At 45.7% G+C, this 15,273-nt stretch carries 16 protein-coding genes; 6 read left to right on the plus strand and 10 right to left on the minus strand.

Translation table 11 applies throughout. From position 1 onward, the window contains the following. Window positions 1-5: 5 nt before the first annotated feature. The 3 genes from Q0577_RS18350 to Q0577_RS27255 all read right to left on the minus strand — a co-directional run bounded on the left by Q0577_RS18350 (window position 6) and on the right by Q0577_RS27255 (window position 1,070). The gene (locus Q0577_RS18350) at window positions 6-437 is read right to left on the minus strand and encodes a cupin domain-containing protein (RefSeq protein ID WP_298738796.1); all 432 of its coding nucleotides are present in this window, start codon (window positions 435-437) and stop codon (window positions 6-8) included. A 224-nt stretch (window positions 438-661) separates the two neighbouring features. Continuing rightward, window positions 662-889 (minus strand): hypothetical protein, encoded by a 228-nt coding sequence (locus Q0577_RS18355; protein ID WP_298738797.1) that lies wholly within the window; start codon window positions 887-889, stop codon window positions 662-664. 7 nt (window positions 890-896) lie between these two features. Continuing rightward, complete coding sequence (locus tag Q0577_RS27255) at window positions 897-1,070, minus strand: DUF6597 domain-containing transcriptional factor (protein ID WP_366884665.1); 174 nt, start codon at window positions 1,068-1,070, stop codon at window positions 897-899. Between the two features lie 117 nt (window positions 1,071-1,187). On the opposite strand from Q0577_RS27255, the gene Q0577_RS18360 reads away from it, so the two are divergent. Continuing rightward, window positions 1,188-1,775, plus strand: a complete 588-nt coding sequence (locus tag Q0577_RS18360) for a Crp/Fnr family transcriptional regulator (RefSeq protein ID WP_298738799.1) — start codon at window positions 1,188-1,190, stop codon at window positions 1,773-1,775. Window positions 1,776-1,804: 29 nt separating this feature from the next. Here the strand turns inward: Q0577_RS18360 and Q0577_RS18365 are convergent, their stop codons facing one another. Next, complete coding sequence (locus Q0577_RS18365) at window positions 1,805-3,331, minus strand: MFS transporter (RefSeq protein ID WP_298738801.1); 1,527 nt, start codon at window positions 3,329-3,331, stop codon at window positions 1,805-1,807. Window positions 3,332-3,414: 83 nt separating this feature from the next. Between Q0577_RS18365 and Q0577_RS18370 the strand changes: the two genes are divergently transcribed. From Q0577_RS18370 to Q0577_RS18385, 4 genes are all read left to right on the plus strand, one after another. After that, window positions 3,415-4,275 carry an AraC family transcriptional regulator gene (locus Q0577_RS18370; protein WP_298738803.1) on the plus strand — a complete coding sequence of 287 codons (861 nt, stop codon included), beginning with the start codon at window positions 3,415-3,417 and terminating at the stop codon, window positions 4,273-4,275. 136 nt (window positions 4,276-4,411) lie between these two features. Continuing rightward, a complete protein-coding gene (locus Q0577_RS18375) occupies window positions 4,412-7,489 on the plus strand; it encodes a beta-L-arabinofuranosidase domain-containing protein (protein WP_298738805.1) in 3,078 nt (1,025 codons plus the stop codon). Window positions 7,490-7,749: 260 nt separating this feature from the next. Next, a complete protein-coding gene (locus Q0577_RS18380; RefSeq protein ID WP_298738808.1) occupies window positions 7,750-8,748 on the plus strand; it encodes a lipase family protein in 999 nt (332 codons plus the stop codon). Window positions 8,749-8,822: 74 nt separating this feature from the next. Continuing rightward, window positions 8,823-9,206, plus strand: coding sequence for an EthD family reductase (locus tag Q0577_RS18385; protein WP_298738810.1), 384 nt, complete (start codon window positions 8,823-8,825; stop codon window positions 9,204-9,206). 75 nt (window positions 9,207-9,281) lie between these two features. Here the strand turns inward: Q0577_RS18385 and Q0577_RS18390 are convergent, their stop codons facing one another. The 6 genes from Q0577_RS18390 to mobC form a co-directional block, all read right to left on the minus strand. Next, a complete protein-coding gene (locus Q0577_RS18390; RefSeq protein ID WP_366884672.1) occupies window positions 9,282-9,527 on the minus strand; it encodes a helix-turn-helix domain-containing protein in 246 nt (81 codons plus the stop codon). 140 nt (window positions 9,528-9,667) lie between these two features. Next, on the minus strand, window positions 9,668-10,468 hold the full coding sequence (locus Q0577_RS18395; RefSeq protein ID WP_298738812.1) for a penicillin-binding transpeptidase domain-containing protein: 801 nt from the start codon (window positions 10,466-10,468) through the stop codon (window positions 9,668-9,670). A 101-nt stretch (window positions 10,469-10,569) separates the two neighbouring features. Continuing rightward, window positions 10,570-11,553 (minus strand): aldo/keto reductase, encoded by a 984-nt coding sequence (locus Q0577_RS18400; RefSeq protein WP_298738814.1) that lies wholly within the window; start codon window positions 11,551-11,553, stop codon window positions 10,570-10,572. A 187-nt stretch (window positions 11,554-11,740) separates the two neighbouring features. After that, window positions 11,741-12,637: an AraC family transcriptional regulator gene (locus tag Q0577_RS18405; protein ID WP_298738816.1), complete on the minus strand. Its 897-nt coding sequence runs from the start codon at window positions 12,635-12,637 to the stop codon at window positions 11,741-11,743. 29 nt (window positions 12,638-12,666) lie between these two features. Then, on the minus strand, window positions 12,667-13,671 hold the full coding sequence (locus Q0577_RS18410) for an aldo/keto reductase (RefSeq protein WP_298738818.1): 1,005 nt from the start codon (window positions 13,669-13,671) through the stop codon (window positions 12,667-12,669). A gap of 705 nt (window positions 13,672-14,376) precedes the next feature. Then, the gene (gene mobC, locus Q0577_RS18415) at window positions 14,377-14,784 is read right to left on the minus strand and encodes a plasmid mobilization relaxosome protein MobC (protein WP_298738821.1); all 408 of its coding nucleotides are present in this window, start codon (window positions 14,782-14,784) and stop codon (window positions 14,377-14,379) included. Window positions 14,785-14,807: 23 nt separating this feature from the next. Between mobC and Q0577_RS18420 the strand changes: the two genes are divergently transcribed. Further along, on the plus strand, window positions 14,808-15,218 hold the full coding sequence (locus tag Q0577_RS18420; RefSeq protein WP_298738823.1) for a hypothetical protein: 411 nt from the start codon (window positions 14,808-14,810) through the stop codon (window positions 15,216-15,218). The last annotated feature ends 55 nt before the right edge of the window (window positions 15,219-15,273 follow it).

Genomic DNA, 15,273 nt, shown 5'->3' on the forward strand with positions numbered 1-15,273 from the left:
TAGGTTTACTTCTTAGCCGTTTCGGGAATCAGTACAGGACTGCCGGTAGCACCTACAAAGAACACTACAAACCTGGCTTCTTTTGTCTTGCTCAGGTTGCGGGTCTGGTTGTGCAGGCCGCCGGGTTCTTCCCAGAAAACATCTCCTGCTTTGTAAACATGCTTTACTCCTTCAAATGTAGATTCTATCTCACCTTCCAGTACATATCCAATCGTTGCCATTGGGTGTCTGTGAGCATGAGATACTTCGCCGGGGGCATATCTTACCAGCACTACCTGCGTTTCTTCTTTCTGCAGACCGGCAGGAAGCTGCTTTGTGAAAAGCACCTTTGGTGGATAAACGGTTACTTCCTTCCCGGCATGCTCCTGGTGCTGGGCTTTTGTACTAAATGCGAATGCAGTGAGTAACACTGTACAACTGAGTGCAAACTTTTTCATAAAAATGTGTTTAATAAATTACAGCCGCTTAAAGGCCTAATATGTACCTGGTCAGGATGCCAGGTATGAGCCAAAATGTATGCCCGGGCTTAAAGAAGCGTTGTGAACCAGGAGAGGGGAGCCAGGTTGATCCCCGGAAAACAGCTGCAGTAAATACTTTTGAAGGATGTAAATAGCAAATTGTTGTAGGCGTTCACTCCATGCATGTTAAAAACCTGGTCACGCTATATCGTTAAATCGCGAGTTTTCTCACTCGTATTCGCGGAGCCAAACCAGCGGACGGCTGCCTTCCGGCATTCCTGTTGGTCCGGGGCTTTATCAGAAGCCCAGGCAATCACCCCATCCGGCCGTACCAGCACAGCGCTCAGTCCTGGCTGTTCCTTTGCCCGCCCCTGAACATACATCATCCGGTCGCCATACTCAGTTGCCAGTGTTTTAAGCGGGGCGTCCATATTAAAATCAAGCAGTATGTCCCGGCCTGCATCCACTGCCGAAATGAAAAATGATCTCTGTGTAACCACCAGGAAGTACCTCGAAACCAGGAGACTCCATCTTGAAATCTGCCCTGTTATACCAGAAGCATTTTATGGTATCCTGTAGCGCTTCAGGCGCTTCAAATTCCCGGTGCAGCATGCAGAAAGATATCTCGTTTCAGTGAATTTTAACTTAAGTTAAAATCATATTCTGAAAAATTACTGAACTTTGAACCGTTTTGTCCGGTATTTTTATACTTCATTAATACGTAGATCAATGACCGATAAGAACGAAATTGTGGCCCAGCATCTGAAAAATTTTGCGGCATTAACGGATAAAGACATTGCCGACAGTCAGCCATTCTGGAAGGCCAGGAGCATCAGCAAAGGCGATTTTTTCAACATGCAGCGCATGGTTTGCAATGACCTTGGCCTGGTAGTAAAAGGGATCTTCCGGATATATTATCATGACCCGGAAACGGAAGAAGATAAAAACCTTTTCTTTTTCTCTGAAAACCAATTCGTTGTTTCTTTCAGAAGCTTTATCTCCAGAAGTCCCTGCTGGTACTTCATAGAAGCCATGGAGGATTCTGAAATTGTATTTATCTCCTACAGGGATCTCAACGCCCTTTATGAATCTAATGCCAACTGGGGAAAATTTGGCCGTCTGCTGGCAGAATTGTTCTTTTCCTACGCGCAAAGCCGCACGGAAGAATTTATGTTCTTTTCGCATGAAGAACGCTACCTGCGGTTGCTGGAAGAACATCCGAACATTATAGACCGTATTCCGGCATACCATATCGCATCATTCCTGGGCATTACCAATCCCTCCCTGAGCCGGATCAGGAAACGTATAAAGCGCTAACCGTTGCAACGGGGACAGGCAACCAAACGCTAATCTGTTTTCTTTTTTATTTGCGGATTAAAGATCAGGAAACTGATCAGCGCAAGCATGGATACGCCCGCGCCTCCGTACAAAAAGACTCTACCGAAGCCCTGTTCCAGCGCTTTGCCGAAAACCTTTTGCTGAGAGATGCCCATTAGTGTTTCGGTATTCATTACCTGTTCCATTGTCAGGCTGCCGGCTACAAGTTGTTTGGATAATGCAAAGAGCTGATCCGGTGTGGCCAGCGGTAATGCATCTTCCAGGTAAGAAAAGGTGCCCTGCACTAGCAGGAAGCCCATCAGCGCAATATTGATTGCCAGGGTGATCAGCCGGCTGCTGACGTCTATCCCGGAAGCCATGCCTGCACGATCTCCCGGAACCGCAGCCGTGGCAGTATTCGTAACCGGCGTATTCACCATTCCCAGTCCGCTGCCGGCTAATACGCAGCCTGTTAGAAGGAGCTGCCAGCCGGCTATTCCGCCGGCATACATGGTAAAGAAGCCGGTGCCGATCAGTAGAAGACCAGCCGGGATCACACGTCCGGCGCCATACCGTAGCATGAGGCGCTCGCCTGCAGGTGGAAACAGCAGGGTGGGTACCGTATAGGCCAACAGGCACATACTGGTGGTCAGTGTATCATAATGCAGCACTGCCTGGAAATAGAGCGGAAGAAAGACCATCAGCGGCCAGAAGGAAAAATTCATCCCGATGCAGCCCATGATCGCTCCCGTAAACTGTCGTACCCTGAATACCTTAAAGTCGATCATCGGATAGGGCTGGCGAAGCTCTGCCAATATAAACAGTATCACCAGCAGCACGGCGGCCAGCAGTACCAGCAGGGAAAAGCTGCTGCTAAAACCGTTTTCAGGTCCCTGCGTAATATAATAGGTGAGGGCGAACACCGCGGCGGACAGCAGCAGTATCCCGGTTAGATCCAGCCTGGCAGCATGGGGATCCCTCGATTCGGTAATAGACGGCCTGGCAAGTAGAACCGTTCCCAGCGCGAGCCCCCCATGTACCAGGAATACCCACCTCCAGTTGATCGTTTCGCTGATGATGCCGCCGATGATCGGTCCGAAACCCAGCCCGATGCCGGCGATGATCCCCCAGGCGGCAAAAGCCTTGCTTCGTTGCGGCCCGTCCGGGAACTGGTGAGAGAGGAGCGCAATGGTGCAAATGAACATGGCCCCGCCGGTCATACCCTGGAAGAAACGGCTGGCGATCAGCAATTCCGTACTACCAGCCGCACCGCAAATAATGGAAGTGATGCCAAAGCCAATGACATTGGCAATAAACACCTTTTTACGCCCGAAACGGTCTGCCAGGGTACCTGTGCCCATCAGCACCATCGTACAGGCAATGGTATAGGCGTTCATGATCCATTGCAGCTGGCTGAAGTTACTGCCCAGTGCTTTTTCAAGTGTGGGAAGAATAACCGGAACGCTGGTGATCTCTAATCCAAACATGAGCGCCGCCAGGCAGATGGTGATCAGCGCGCGCCAGTTCGTTAATTGTCCTTGATCCTGATTTTGCATGGTTGTAGAATGAGTTGGCTAAATTATACCGGTGTTTTTCTAAAAATCGGTACATCTTTTATAAAAAAGGGTACTTTTACAATATGGTAAGGGCAACAATGCATACCTCACTGGAAGTGATCCGCCAGCATATGGAGGCAATATCCCATGTAGACTGTAAGAATAATTTCTTCCAGATCTGTATTGTAGTGAGCGGTAAGGGTTACCTGGGGCTGGATGCTCATCGTACTGCATTTAAACCGGGCAGCGTGATCCTGCTTACTCCGGACGATGTTCATCACTTTGAGCTGGAGCAGCCCGCAGAATTCCTGATGGTGCGTTTCAGCAGTAGTTATATCCGCGCCTTTGAATGGAAGAAGATGAACCAGATGGAATGCATCCTGTACTATGCCCGTCACTTTAGTGGCTGCATTATGAAATTACCGGCTGACAATGTACTGGTACAGGCTATTACTAAGTCGCTGCTGCATTCGCTGGATCATCCGGACCTTTACCAGGAAGATATTATAAAGCATTTCGTGAATGCCCTGATCGTTATTGCAGCCCGCAATATTGAGAAAGCGGGGCCCCCGGCAGCCTCGGAGAATACGGACAAGAAACTGCTGGATATCATCCATTACATAGAAGATCATATATTCGATCCCGCCAAATTAAAGGCAGCCGCCATCGGGAAGGCCTTTGGCGTTTCTGCCGGCTATATCGGGCAGTACTTCCAGCGGCATTCCGGTGAAACGCTGCAGCATTTTATTACCCAGTATAAAATGCGGCTCATTGAACACCGGTTGAAGTTCAGTGACATGCGTGTGAACGAAATTGCCCTGGAGTTTGGTTTCACCGATGAAAGCCATTTGAATAAATATTTCAAAAAGCAGAAGGGAGTGCCCCTTACGAGTTTCCGGAAACAGTTTGCAGCTTCAAAAGCCCTCGCCAATGCCGCTCCGTAACAATAATATGAAGCGGGCATACATGTTAATATCATTTGATCATTGGATAAAATATATTCACTCAAACACACCAACTCTTCATAGTTTCATGGCTTTATAATCGGTTAGCTATATAAGATTGATGAAAATTGCAACTATGAAAGTGTCCAAAGTATGCTTGTGTGCCATGCTGTTTGCTGCTGTTCTGACCGGGAGCCTTTTAACGGCCCATGCACAGAACGGAGACCAGATACTGGATGGCATTGGTGAAACAGGAATGATTGCACGTTATGTGTTTAACGGGGATGCCAGGGACTGGTCCCGAAATAACCTGCATGCCAGGGTGCAGGGGGCCGTTCAGTTTGTGAATGATAACCGCTTTGGAAAAGTATTGTCGCTCCCGGGTGATAACAATACTTTCCTGGCGATCCCGGGAGAAGCATTAACCGATTTAGAATCGCTCAGTATATCAGGCTGGATCTACCTGCGTTCAAAGCAGGCGGGCCAGCACTTCTTTGATTTCGGAAAGGATGCCGCCAGGCACTTTTTTGCCGCTCCTGCGGGCTCCGGTGCCGCAGAAGGTTACCAGGCACTGGTAACAGCAGGGAAGGGCGATACAAAAGGGGCCCTTGCTCCCGCAATACCAACCAATAAATGGGTGCATCTCGCTATAGTAATAGATATCCCTTCAAAATTGCTGACCACTTATGTTGATAGTAAACCGGTGGGCAGGGCGACAGATATCCCTGTGGAGTTGACAGATGTTTTCGGTCAGCAGCCGCGGGAAGCGCAGCTGTATATCGGGAAGTCATTATCGCCGGGAAGTCCCAACCTCAATGCCCTGGTACATGATTTTCGTATTTACCGCGTTCCCCTGAGTGCACGGCAGGTGGCCGGCATTTATAACAATGCCCGGGGGAACCGCAACATTAATGAAGGCTCGGTCAACACCAGGGGAAGCCGTGCGGAAGATGACCTTCCCCGCTTTTCTCCGGAAACGGCTCAGCTTTATAATAAATATTTAGTGCAGGTGTCTGATGTGAAAGTGGAAACAACTGTAGGTGATCTGCCAAGGTTACCCAGTTACGTACCAGGTACTTACCGGGATGAAATGAAAGACAAAGGTCCCAAAGTACGTGTAGTATGGCCTGCTGCAACAGACAACAGCGCGGTGCTTCAGCCAGGATCCTATACCATTACCGGGCGGGTGGCAGGAACCAATTTTCAGCCAAAGGCATTTGTCACCGTAAAGGCGCCTGCCAGATCCGCTACGCCGGGCTTAAAGCTGGCAGCCTTTGAGCTGGGACAGGTAACGCTGAAAACAGATGCGCAGGGGCATGAAACCCAGTTTATTGAAAACCGTGATAAGTTTATTAACACACTGGCCAAAACCGATCCTAACTCCTTTCTCTATATGTTCCGCCATGCCTTTGGTCAGCAACAACCCGAAGGCGCGAAGCCACTGGGTGTATGGGACAGCCGGGATACAAAATTAAGAGGGCACGCCACAGGCCACTACCTCACCGCAATTGCACAGGCTTACGCCGGTACAGGATATGACAAGGCCCTGCAGGCCAATTTCGCCGGTAAAATGGAGTATATGGTAAATGTGCTTTATGATCTATCGCAATTATCCGGAAAGGCAAAAGAAGCAGGCGGTCCGCATGTATCCGATCCGGCAGCAGTACCATACGGTCCCGGCAAATCAGCTTTTGATTCAGACCTGAGTGATGAGGGCATCCGTACCGACTATTGGAACTGGGGAACAGGATTTATCAGCGCGTATCCGCCGGATCAGTTTATCATGCTGGAGCAGGGCGCTAAGTACGGAGGACAGAAAAACCAGATCTGGGCGCCGTATTACACATTGCACAAGATACTGGCTGGCTTAATGGATGTATATGAAGTGAGCGCCAATAAAAAAGCGCTTGCCATTGCAGATGGCATGGGTGAATGGGTATATGCCCGGCTAAGCAAGCTGCCCACGGATACTCTTATAAAAATGTGGAATACCTACATTGCTGGCGAGTTTGGAGGCATGAATGAAGCAATGGCCCGGTTGTACCGCCTTACCGGTAAACAGGAACACCTGAAGACAGCGCAGTTGTTCGATAATATCAGGGTGTTCTTTGGCGATACTGCACATTCACATGGCCTGGCCAGGAACGTGGATCTCTTCCGTGGACTGCACGCCAATCAGCATATACCGCAGATTGTAGGAAGTATCGAAATGTACCGGGTATCCAATAACCCGGAATATTATAAAGTGGCGGATAACTTCTGGTACAAAATGGTCAATGACTATATGTACAGCATCGGCGGCGTTGCCGGTGCACGTAATCCCAACAATGCAGAATGTTTTATCAGTCAGCCAGGCACATTGTATGAAAACGGCTTCGCTGCCGGTGGACAAAATGAGACCTGCGCTACCTATAACATGTTGAAACTGACGGGCGACCTCTTTCTCTTTGATCAGCGTGCAGACCTGATGGATTATTACGAGCGCGCCTTGTACAACGATATCCTGGCTTCTGTAGCTGAACACACGCCTGCCAACACCTATCATATTCCATTGCGGCCAGGGTCTGTCAAGCAATTTGGCAACCCGGATATGACGGGCTTCACCTGTTGTAACGGCACAGCATTGGAAAGCAGTACCAAGCTGCAGAACTCAATTTACTTTAAAAGCAGGGATAACCAGGCGCTTTATGTTAACCTGTATATCCCCTCAACATTGGAATGGACGGAGCGCGGGATAACTATAGACCAGACAACCAATTTTCCGTACGAAGACAATACCCGTTTAACGATTAAGGGCAGTGGGAAATTTGATATCCATGTGCGCGTACCTGGCTGGGCTACCAAAGGATTCTTTGTAAAGATCAATGGTGTAGCACAAAAGCTGCCTGCCAGGCCAGGCTCCTACCTGAAAATAAGCCGCAACTGGAAAGACGGGGATGTGATAGAACTGACAATGCCCTTCCAATTCCATTTAGACCCGGTGATGGATCAGCAGAACATCGCCAGCCTGTTTTACGGGCCTATCCTGCTGGCAGCGCAGGAGCCTGAAGCAAGAAAAGAATGGCGTAAAATAACTTTGGATGCGGAAGATATCAGCAGATCCATCAAAGGTGATCCTGAACAGTTAGTATTCACGATAGACGGTGTGGTTTTCAAACCATTTTATAAAACTTACGGGCGTCATTCCGTTTACCTGGATGTTACGTTGAAATAAACTTTTACTGTTAAAAACCCGGAGTAATACGGCCTCACTGGAGAATGTGAACGGCGTCTGCATACAGAAATGAAATACCCCACTACACGGGGCTATATCCGGGCTGCAAAAAAATAAACTGTAAGACGGGTGGTGTCTTTTAAAAAGGAGTTTTCTCGGAGAAATGTACTAAATTGTTCCCCGTAAAACTGCCACAACAAGAGACAATTCTATGGATCCCTTTAGGTCCCTCAATTTATTCACCCTAATTCAAAAGAACCATGACATCACTCAATGGTAGCCCTGCTACTTTGTCTAACCAGCAAATCGCTGTATTACTTTGCGGCCTGAGCTATAATGATCCGCAAACCAATATTGGTACCTACCTTCCCGGCTGGAGTATTGTATGGAATGGTCAGGTAACAACTGACGGTAACTATGCCTTTATTGCCGCCAATGAAGATGCCTCTATCCATGCAGTAGCTATCCGCGGTTCACTGCCGCCTTTTGATGTAAGCTGGGATAGTTTTGCCAACTGGGTACTGGAAGATTTGGACGTGATCACTACAGTGGATTGGAGCTATGTATCGCCAACTACCACCGGTGCCAAGATCACTGCTGGCGCCAACCGGGCATTTACCCAGGTAAACGAGATGCAGAATGCCACCACCAGCAGCACCGATACAACGACTATCATTGGATACCTGGAAGCCAATGCGCTGCACAGCAACCAGCAGCTGATCATTACAGGTCACAGCCTGGGCGGGAATGTAGCCAATGTATTTGCTTCTTATTTTATCAACACACATGCGTCCTTCGCCAGCCAGACCACCCTGGTTACCTTTGCCGCTCCGGCGCCTGGTAACAAGCCATTTGCACAAGACCTGGACAACAAACTTTCCAACGCATGGCACTATGAAAATACTTACGACATTGTGCCGAAGTTCCCGGTAGACAGTTCCATACTGGAGCTCGCCTTAATGTATCTTGGTGGTCCTGCCTCACGTTTAATATCTGTTACGTACAAGGGGAAAACCGTAAATTTGGCGGAGGCCTTTGCCACGCTGGCCGGCGCCTTCATGATATACGGCTATACCCAGCAGACAAAACATTATACAACCTTTTTAGCGGAAATCGACAGCCAGTACACACAGAATACCTTTGAAGACTTCTTTCAGCAGGCAGGTTACCAGCACCAGGTGATGCACTATGCAAGCTATCTGGGCGTAACGCTGCCATCAACATCCACCCTGGCAGAGCAGGGGAGGCTGGTGAAATAAGATCGTAACTGAAGAAAGGAGGCTGTATTTGCAAGCAGTACAATACAGCCTCTTTTTACTAAAAATAAATGATCATGAAGCAGAAATTACTGTTATCCTTATTGCTGGTAACTGCCAGCTTGTTTGCATTCGGCCAGGAAAAGGGCTTGACTAAGATATCTGTCATGTATCCCTATGCTGAAGGTAAGACTTTCAATATGGAATACTACGAAACCAGGCACATGCCCATGGTGGCGGCTTATTTAGGTGAAAACCTGGTGAAGTATACTATTGAAAAAGGACTTTCTGCCGGCGCGCCCAACCAGCCTTTACCTTTTATGGCTATCGGAGCCTTTTATGTAAAAAGCTTAAGTGAATACCAATCCGCAATCGCGCCAAATATTGATAAAATCCGTGCGGACATTGCAAACTACACCAATGCTGTTCCTGTAATTCTGGTGAGTGAGGTGGTGAAATAGAGCGGGTTATTTACTTTTACCCAATCCTATTGGTGGAGGCTTCTGTAAGCTTTGGGGGCTAAGCCCAACTTTACTTTAAAATAATTTCGTAAAATGCGAAGGATGTTCAAACCCCAGGTCATAGGCAATCCCGCTTATTGATTTTCCCGTACCTCGAAGCATCGTTTTGGCCTTCTCTGCCAGCTGAAGATGGATATGTTCCTGTGTGGTTTTACCGGTAAATTTATTCAGGAGATCTGACAGGTAATTGGGCGAAAGATTCAGTTTAGCGGCAAAGTATTTTAAACAGGCATGCCTACTTATACATTTAACGGTAAGAATTGAACATTTCTCTTAAACCGGGGATATACAGGAGGCTGTTAGTAATCCGACAGCGTCTTTGCTGGCGTTCAATAAAGGGCTGTAGGTCTGTATACCCAATAGCGTGCCTTAGCTGAGGAGGAGCTATTGGGTATACTTTTTTAAATTATTCCCAATTGCCTGAAAACTTCTATCGTAATTTCCTTCCTGCATTTTCCGAAATCCGGGTTCGGCACGCTTCTGTCCTTAATCAACCTGGTTGCAAAGAAATAAATATGTTCCCCACGTTCCAGGTAGCCCACCCACCAGCCGGTGTCTTTACCGTGGTCTCTTGTCCATCCTGTTTTTGCCCTTAATGTATAATCCGCTGTTTTTTGTTCAATCATCATATCCTTGAGTATCTTAAAGGAGGCTTTTTTGAAGGGCAGTGTTTCTTCATATACACCAATTAGTATTTCGATCTGGTTCGCAGGAGAAATTGCAAAATTCCCGAAATTCCAGAAGTCGTCATCCTTTACAGAAAGGTCTGCATTGCCGTATTTACTGGCCGTCAGGTAGTCTTTATATTTAGCTTTGCCAATCTTCTTTGCCAGCTCCACATATGCCCAGCCGGCTGAGGCCTTGAAGGCTTCCTTCATGCTCATATCATGATAAATTTCCGGACGATAGCTATATTTAACGGTGTCTGTCCATCCGGGCCAGGTAATGACCTGGTTTTCATCGGCAATTACACCCGATTCAAGCGCAATCAGGGTATTTATTATTTTGAAGGTCGATGCAGGCAGGGTAGGGGTATGGCTGTCATTGATATCACTTGATATCCATTTTTTCTCCTTGTAGTCAAACAAGGTGATGCTGCCTTTGATCCGGCAATCTTCGAATGGCCTGGCAAGGTTGATCTGCCCGAAAGAGGAGATAGTAACTATACAGCATAAAATAAGAAATATAGGTTGTTTAATCATAGCCGTAAAAGATACAAAAACAGGGGCAGCTTTGTTATCTTTTTTGTAACCATTCATGATGGTTTAATGTAATTCAGCCACCCCTGCCGGTCTGCAGTTGTTTACTTGCCTTGCAGGTTTGCCAGGATTGCCGGATAACGTTCTCCCTGAAGTATGATGTTGTCCAGCGCCGTACTGATTTGGGCTAAATCATCATCGTTTAAGGCGATATTGACACTGCCTGTATTTTCTTCCAGGCGGGTCATTTTTGTGGTTCCGGGAATCGGGACGATCCATGGTTTTTGCGCCAGCAGCCATGCCAATGCAATCTGCGCTGGTGTTGCGTTATGCTCTTCCGCGATCTTTACCACAAGGTCAACAATGGTTTGATTCGCTTCACGGTTTTCTTTACTGAAACGAGGCAGGACATTTCTCCAATCGGTTTTTTCAAATTTTGTGTCCGCATTCATCTTACCGGTTAAGAATCCTTTGCCCAACGGGCTGAACGGAACGAAGCCAATCCCCAATTCTTCAAGCAATGGGATGATTTCTTTCTCAGGTTCGCGCCAGAACATGGAGTACTCGCTTTGCAGCGCTGCCACCGGTTGTACAGCATGCGCCCTGCGTATACTTTGTGCACCGGCTTCGCTCATACCAAAGTATTTTACTTTGCCTTCGGCAATCAGATCTTTTACGGTCCCGGCAACGTCTTCAACAGGCACATCCGGATCCACCCGGTGTTGATAGAACAAGTCGATATAATCGGTTCGCAGATACCGGAGCGAGTTTTCCGCCACCTCCCTGATGCGTTTGGGCCGGCTATCCAGACCCTCTGTATTCTTACCGTTTCTAAAGCCAAACTTGGTAGCGATGATTACTTTATCACGTACTTCGTGTAATGCCTTCCCTACCAGCTGTTCATTGGCTCCCTGGCCATACACTTCTGCAGTATCAAAGAAGGTAATGCCCAGGTCATGAGCTTTACGAATAAGTGCAATGGCGTCGTTTTCATTTGTTGCCGGACCATAGCCATGGCTTAATCCCATGCAGCCGAATCCAAGTTTAGACACTTCTAACCCGGAGGTTCCTAATTGTCGTGTTTCCATATTATATGTTTCTGCTGTAAAATTGGGAAGAAGGGGCCAGTTGCGCTTTATACGGATTACGGGTTCTCTTACCACTATTACTGACTGGGAAGGCTGGTACGACCTGTTGAAGGAGGAAACCGGCAGATCTGCTCAGGAGTACATTTAATAAAAAGTCATAGATCTGGATAAACACATTTCCCAACCATCAGTTAAATGTCTGCCGGAATTCAAGAGGTGACAAATTAGTCTTCTTTTTAAATAGCGTACTGAACGATTGTGCATGTTCAAAGCCTAATGTATAAGCAATTTCACTTACCGATAAATTGGTAGTAGATAGTTTTTCCTTTGCCTTTTCAATCAACTTCTGATGTATATGCTGTTGTGTATTCTGTCCGGTATGCATGCGCAGCAGATCGCTCAGGTAGTTTGGAGACAGGTTCATGAGTTCGGCCATACGTTGTACCGTTAAGCGTTCCGGTGGAGTGGTCATGCTGCTGTCAAAATACTCATCAAGCAGGCGTTCAAATTTGGCAAGTAACTGATGATTGTGATTTTTCCGGGTGATAAACTGCCGCTCGTAAAATCGGTTGGAATACTTGAGCAGCAACTCAATTTGCGATAAGATAATTTCCTGTGTGTATTTATCAATATGCTGGCATTCCTTGTCGATCTTGTTCAATATTGTGATAAGATCATCTTCTTCTTCAGCAGAAAGATGCAGCGCCTCATTTACAGTATAAGAGAAGAAGTTATAGCTGTTGATGTTGCTTGCCAGAGGATGGGCCAGCAGAAAGTCAGGATGGAATATAAGCAGGTAACCTGATCCGCATTCTACAGTGCTTATATCCAGGTATTGCACCTGGTTAGGTGCAGTAAAGCTTAAAACACCATTGTCATAATCATAATGTTGCTGACCATATCGTATTTTGCCTTTGGCTCCCCTTTTGAGGGCAACACAATAAAAGCTATTCACAAACCCGTTCCATACATCATCTTCCAAAAAAATACTTTCCGCCAAATTGATCACACTTACCAATGGGTGGTGAGGCTCTGGTAAAGAAAGTAGCCGGTGAAATTCTGAGACAGATCTGATGGTATTCATAATCTAATTTAAACTTTTTAATATATACGCTAATCAATCAGCCCCATACTAAACTCATCATATGGATCACCGGTATCAGTACCCAGCGGCACAATGCTTTCGAGCCTCGACATATCAGCTTCAGTTAATTCAATTTGGGTGGCCGCTATGTTTTGCTCCAGATATTTTCTTCGTTTGGTGCCCGGAATAGGTAAGATGCCCTTATTCATAATCCAGGCGAGGGCCAGCTGTGATGAGGTTACGTTCTTCTCCCCGGCCATTGCCTCAATTGCTTTAACCAGCTCGATATTCTTGTAGAAATGAGCTTCCTGGAAACGGGGTATGGCGCGGCGGAAATCATTTTCCGGTAAGTCATCTATGGTTCTGATCTGTCCGGATAAAAACCCACGGCCTAATGGAGAATAAGCGACAAAACCTATTCCAAGTTCCTTCAAGGTATTCAGTATGCCACGTTCTTCTGTTGTCCGCTCAAATAGAGAATATTCACTTTGTACCGCCGTAACAGGGTGAACTGCGTGCGCTCTTTTTACCGTCTCGGAAGATACTTCTGATAATCCCAGGTAACCCACTTTTCCTTCTTTCACCAGCTCGCTCATTGCCGCAACGGTTTCTTCGATGGGAGTGGTTTTATCAAGCCGGTGCATATAGTACAGGTCAATATAGTCTGTATTAAGATTTTTGAGCGAACGTTCCACCGCTTTTTTCACATATTCTTTTTTGCCATTAATGGCCCACGTCACTTTGTTGTTATCATCAATTTCCCAGCCGAATTTCGTCGCGATAATATATTTATTCCTATTACCATGTATTGCTTTAGCAATCAACTGTTCATTTTTGAAAGGGCCGTACAAATCGGCAGTGTCTAAAAAGTTGCCTCCTAATTCGAGCGACCGGTGAATGGTGGCAATAGCTTCCTGCTCATCTGCCTCTCCATACATATTTCCTTCTTCAAAACCGGTCATACCCATACAGCCTAAACCTATAATTGGCACAACCAGACCTTCGCTTCCCAGATTCATTTTCTTTGTTATCATACTATTGATTTTAATAGGCCAAAGTTCGCTGAGAATACTTTAACAGGTGTATGCAAAGCCCAGAAAGTTGTATGCAAATCAAGGATCAGAACCGGCCAATAGCATATTCAGCTTTTCACTTATGCACTAATTTCATATTTATGACTTCGCTTATTACAAACCTCGATTTATTGGTTCCCAGGTGCCCATATCCACCTTCTTGCTTTGTTTCGTATGTACCTAATGCTTCTATTAATAAGTATGAATTCCAATAACTATTATGAACGTTTGTTAAAGCATGCTCAAATCTGGACGGCATTTTATAGTCATTGCTGAAGTCCAGGTTAACCAGCAAACTGCTTGAGCATTCTTTTGATTTCAGGGAGCCTAGAGACCAATATTCTTCAATTCCACTATAACTGCACTTTAAATAGACTTTTCGGCCCTGATAATTAGGCAAATCACATAGATCAGTTATCGGCAAACCGTTATAAGTTTCTAATATTCCCGTTGTCTTAGGGGAACAGCTCGAAACGGTCAATAGCGCCATGAGAAATAATATTTGTACCTTGCTCATCAATCAAATATAACAACCGTTTTTTATGTGTCAATGATAAGAAAATGCTCTTTTGGGTATATTCCTAAATTTCCTACTCAATAGGTGTAAGATGATGAATTTCTAGTCATCTTGCGGAAACTATCCGTTTAGATAACGGCTATCATACTTTATGGCTTATCGCTACTCAACCACTTTACAGCCAACTTACTAACGGTTTCCAGTAATCGGTCAACCTGAGCTTCAATAGCCATATATTTCTGAAAACTCAGTCGGGCAGATATTTCTCTCCGTTTGTGTTCAGGATAGGTATTAAACACCCTGGTCATTTGGTTGATATTTATTCCAATGGCTTTTAGTTCATGTCTGATACTGCACAGTTCTTCCATTACCTTGTCCATCGTGCAATCTCTAATCGTCATCTTGCTGAATCCGTTGAAATTTTTCTCGTCCGTTGGTGTTTGACCTAAATTTCTGAGTGTTTTAAAGTAATTTTCTTCTGGTATAAGTTCTATTTGTCTATAGTAATCCTCATGAAAGAAAACATCATTCACCATAAATATAAGTTTTTGTAACATTAATTAAGTTAGGATAATTAAAAATGAATATTAAACAGAAGTTTGAAGAAAATTTTATTTTAGGCTGTATCAAATATAACGACCAATGCTCATTATATTTAATGCCTATCGCGTATTGGATACTAAACTATAAAAAATACGATCCCACTTACGACCCTTCCAAATGGGATTTTGTTTTCCGGAATAATATTTTAATTGTTTCAGATGAGAGTATTGATCAGTTTATGACAGCAATTCAGGCAGATAAGGTAACTTCCAATGAACTCACACAAAGTGAAATCGCTAGTATGAGCTTTTACATTGATTTTGACAGTAAAGTGTTTGTTAGCTCTTTTAGTGATGTACAAGTGGAAGATTATTTACCGCATGACGGCTGGCAAGGCCTTTATGATGACCTGTATCATTATTATGAATTTCACAAGATGGAACTGTAATTGTAAGCTAACGACGAAGTACATCTTTTAGCGGTACAGTGGTTCTTCTAACTTT

Source organism: uncultured Chitinophaga sp., from assembly GCF_937898475.1.
GTDB lineage: Bacteria > Bacteroidota > Bacteroidia > Chitinophagales > Chitinophagaceae > Chitinophaga.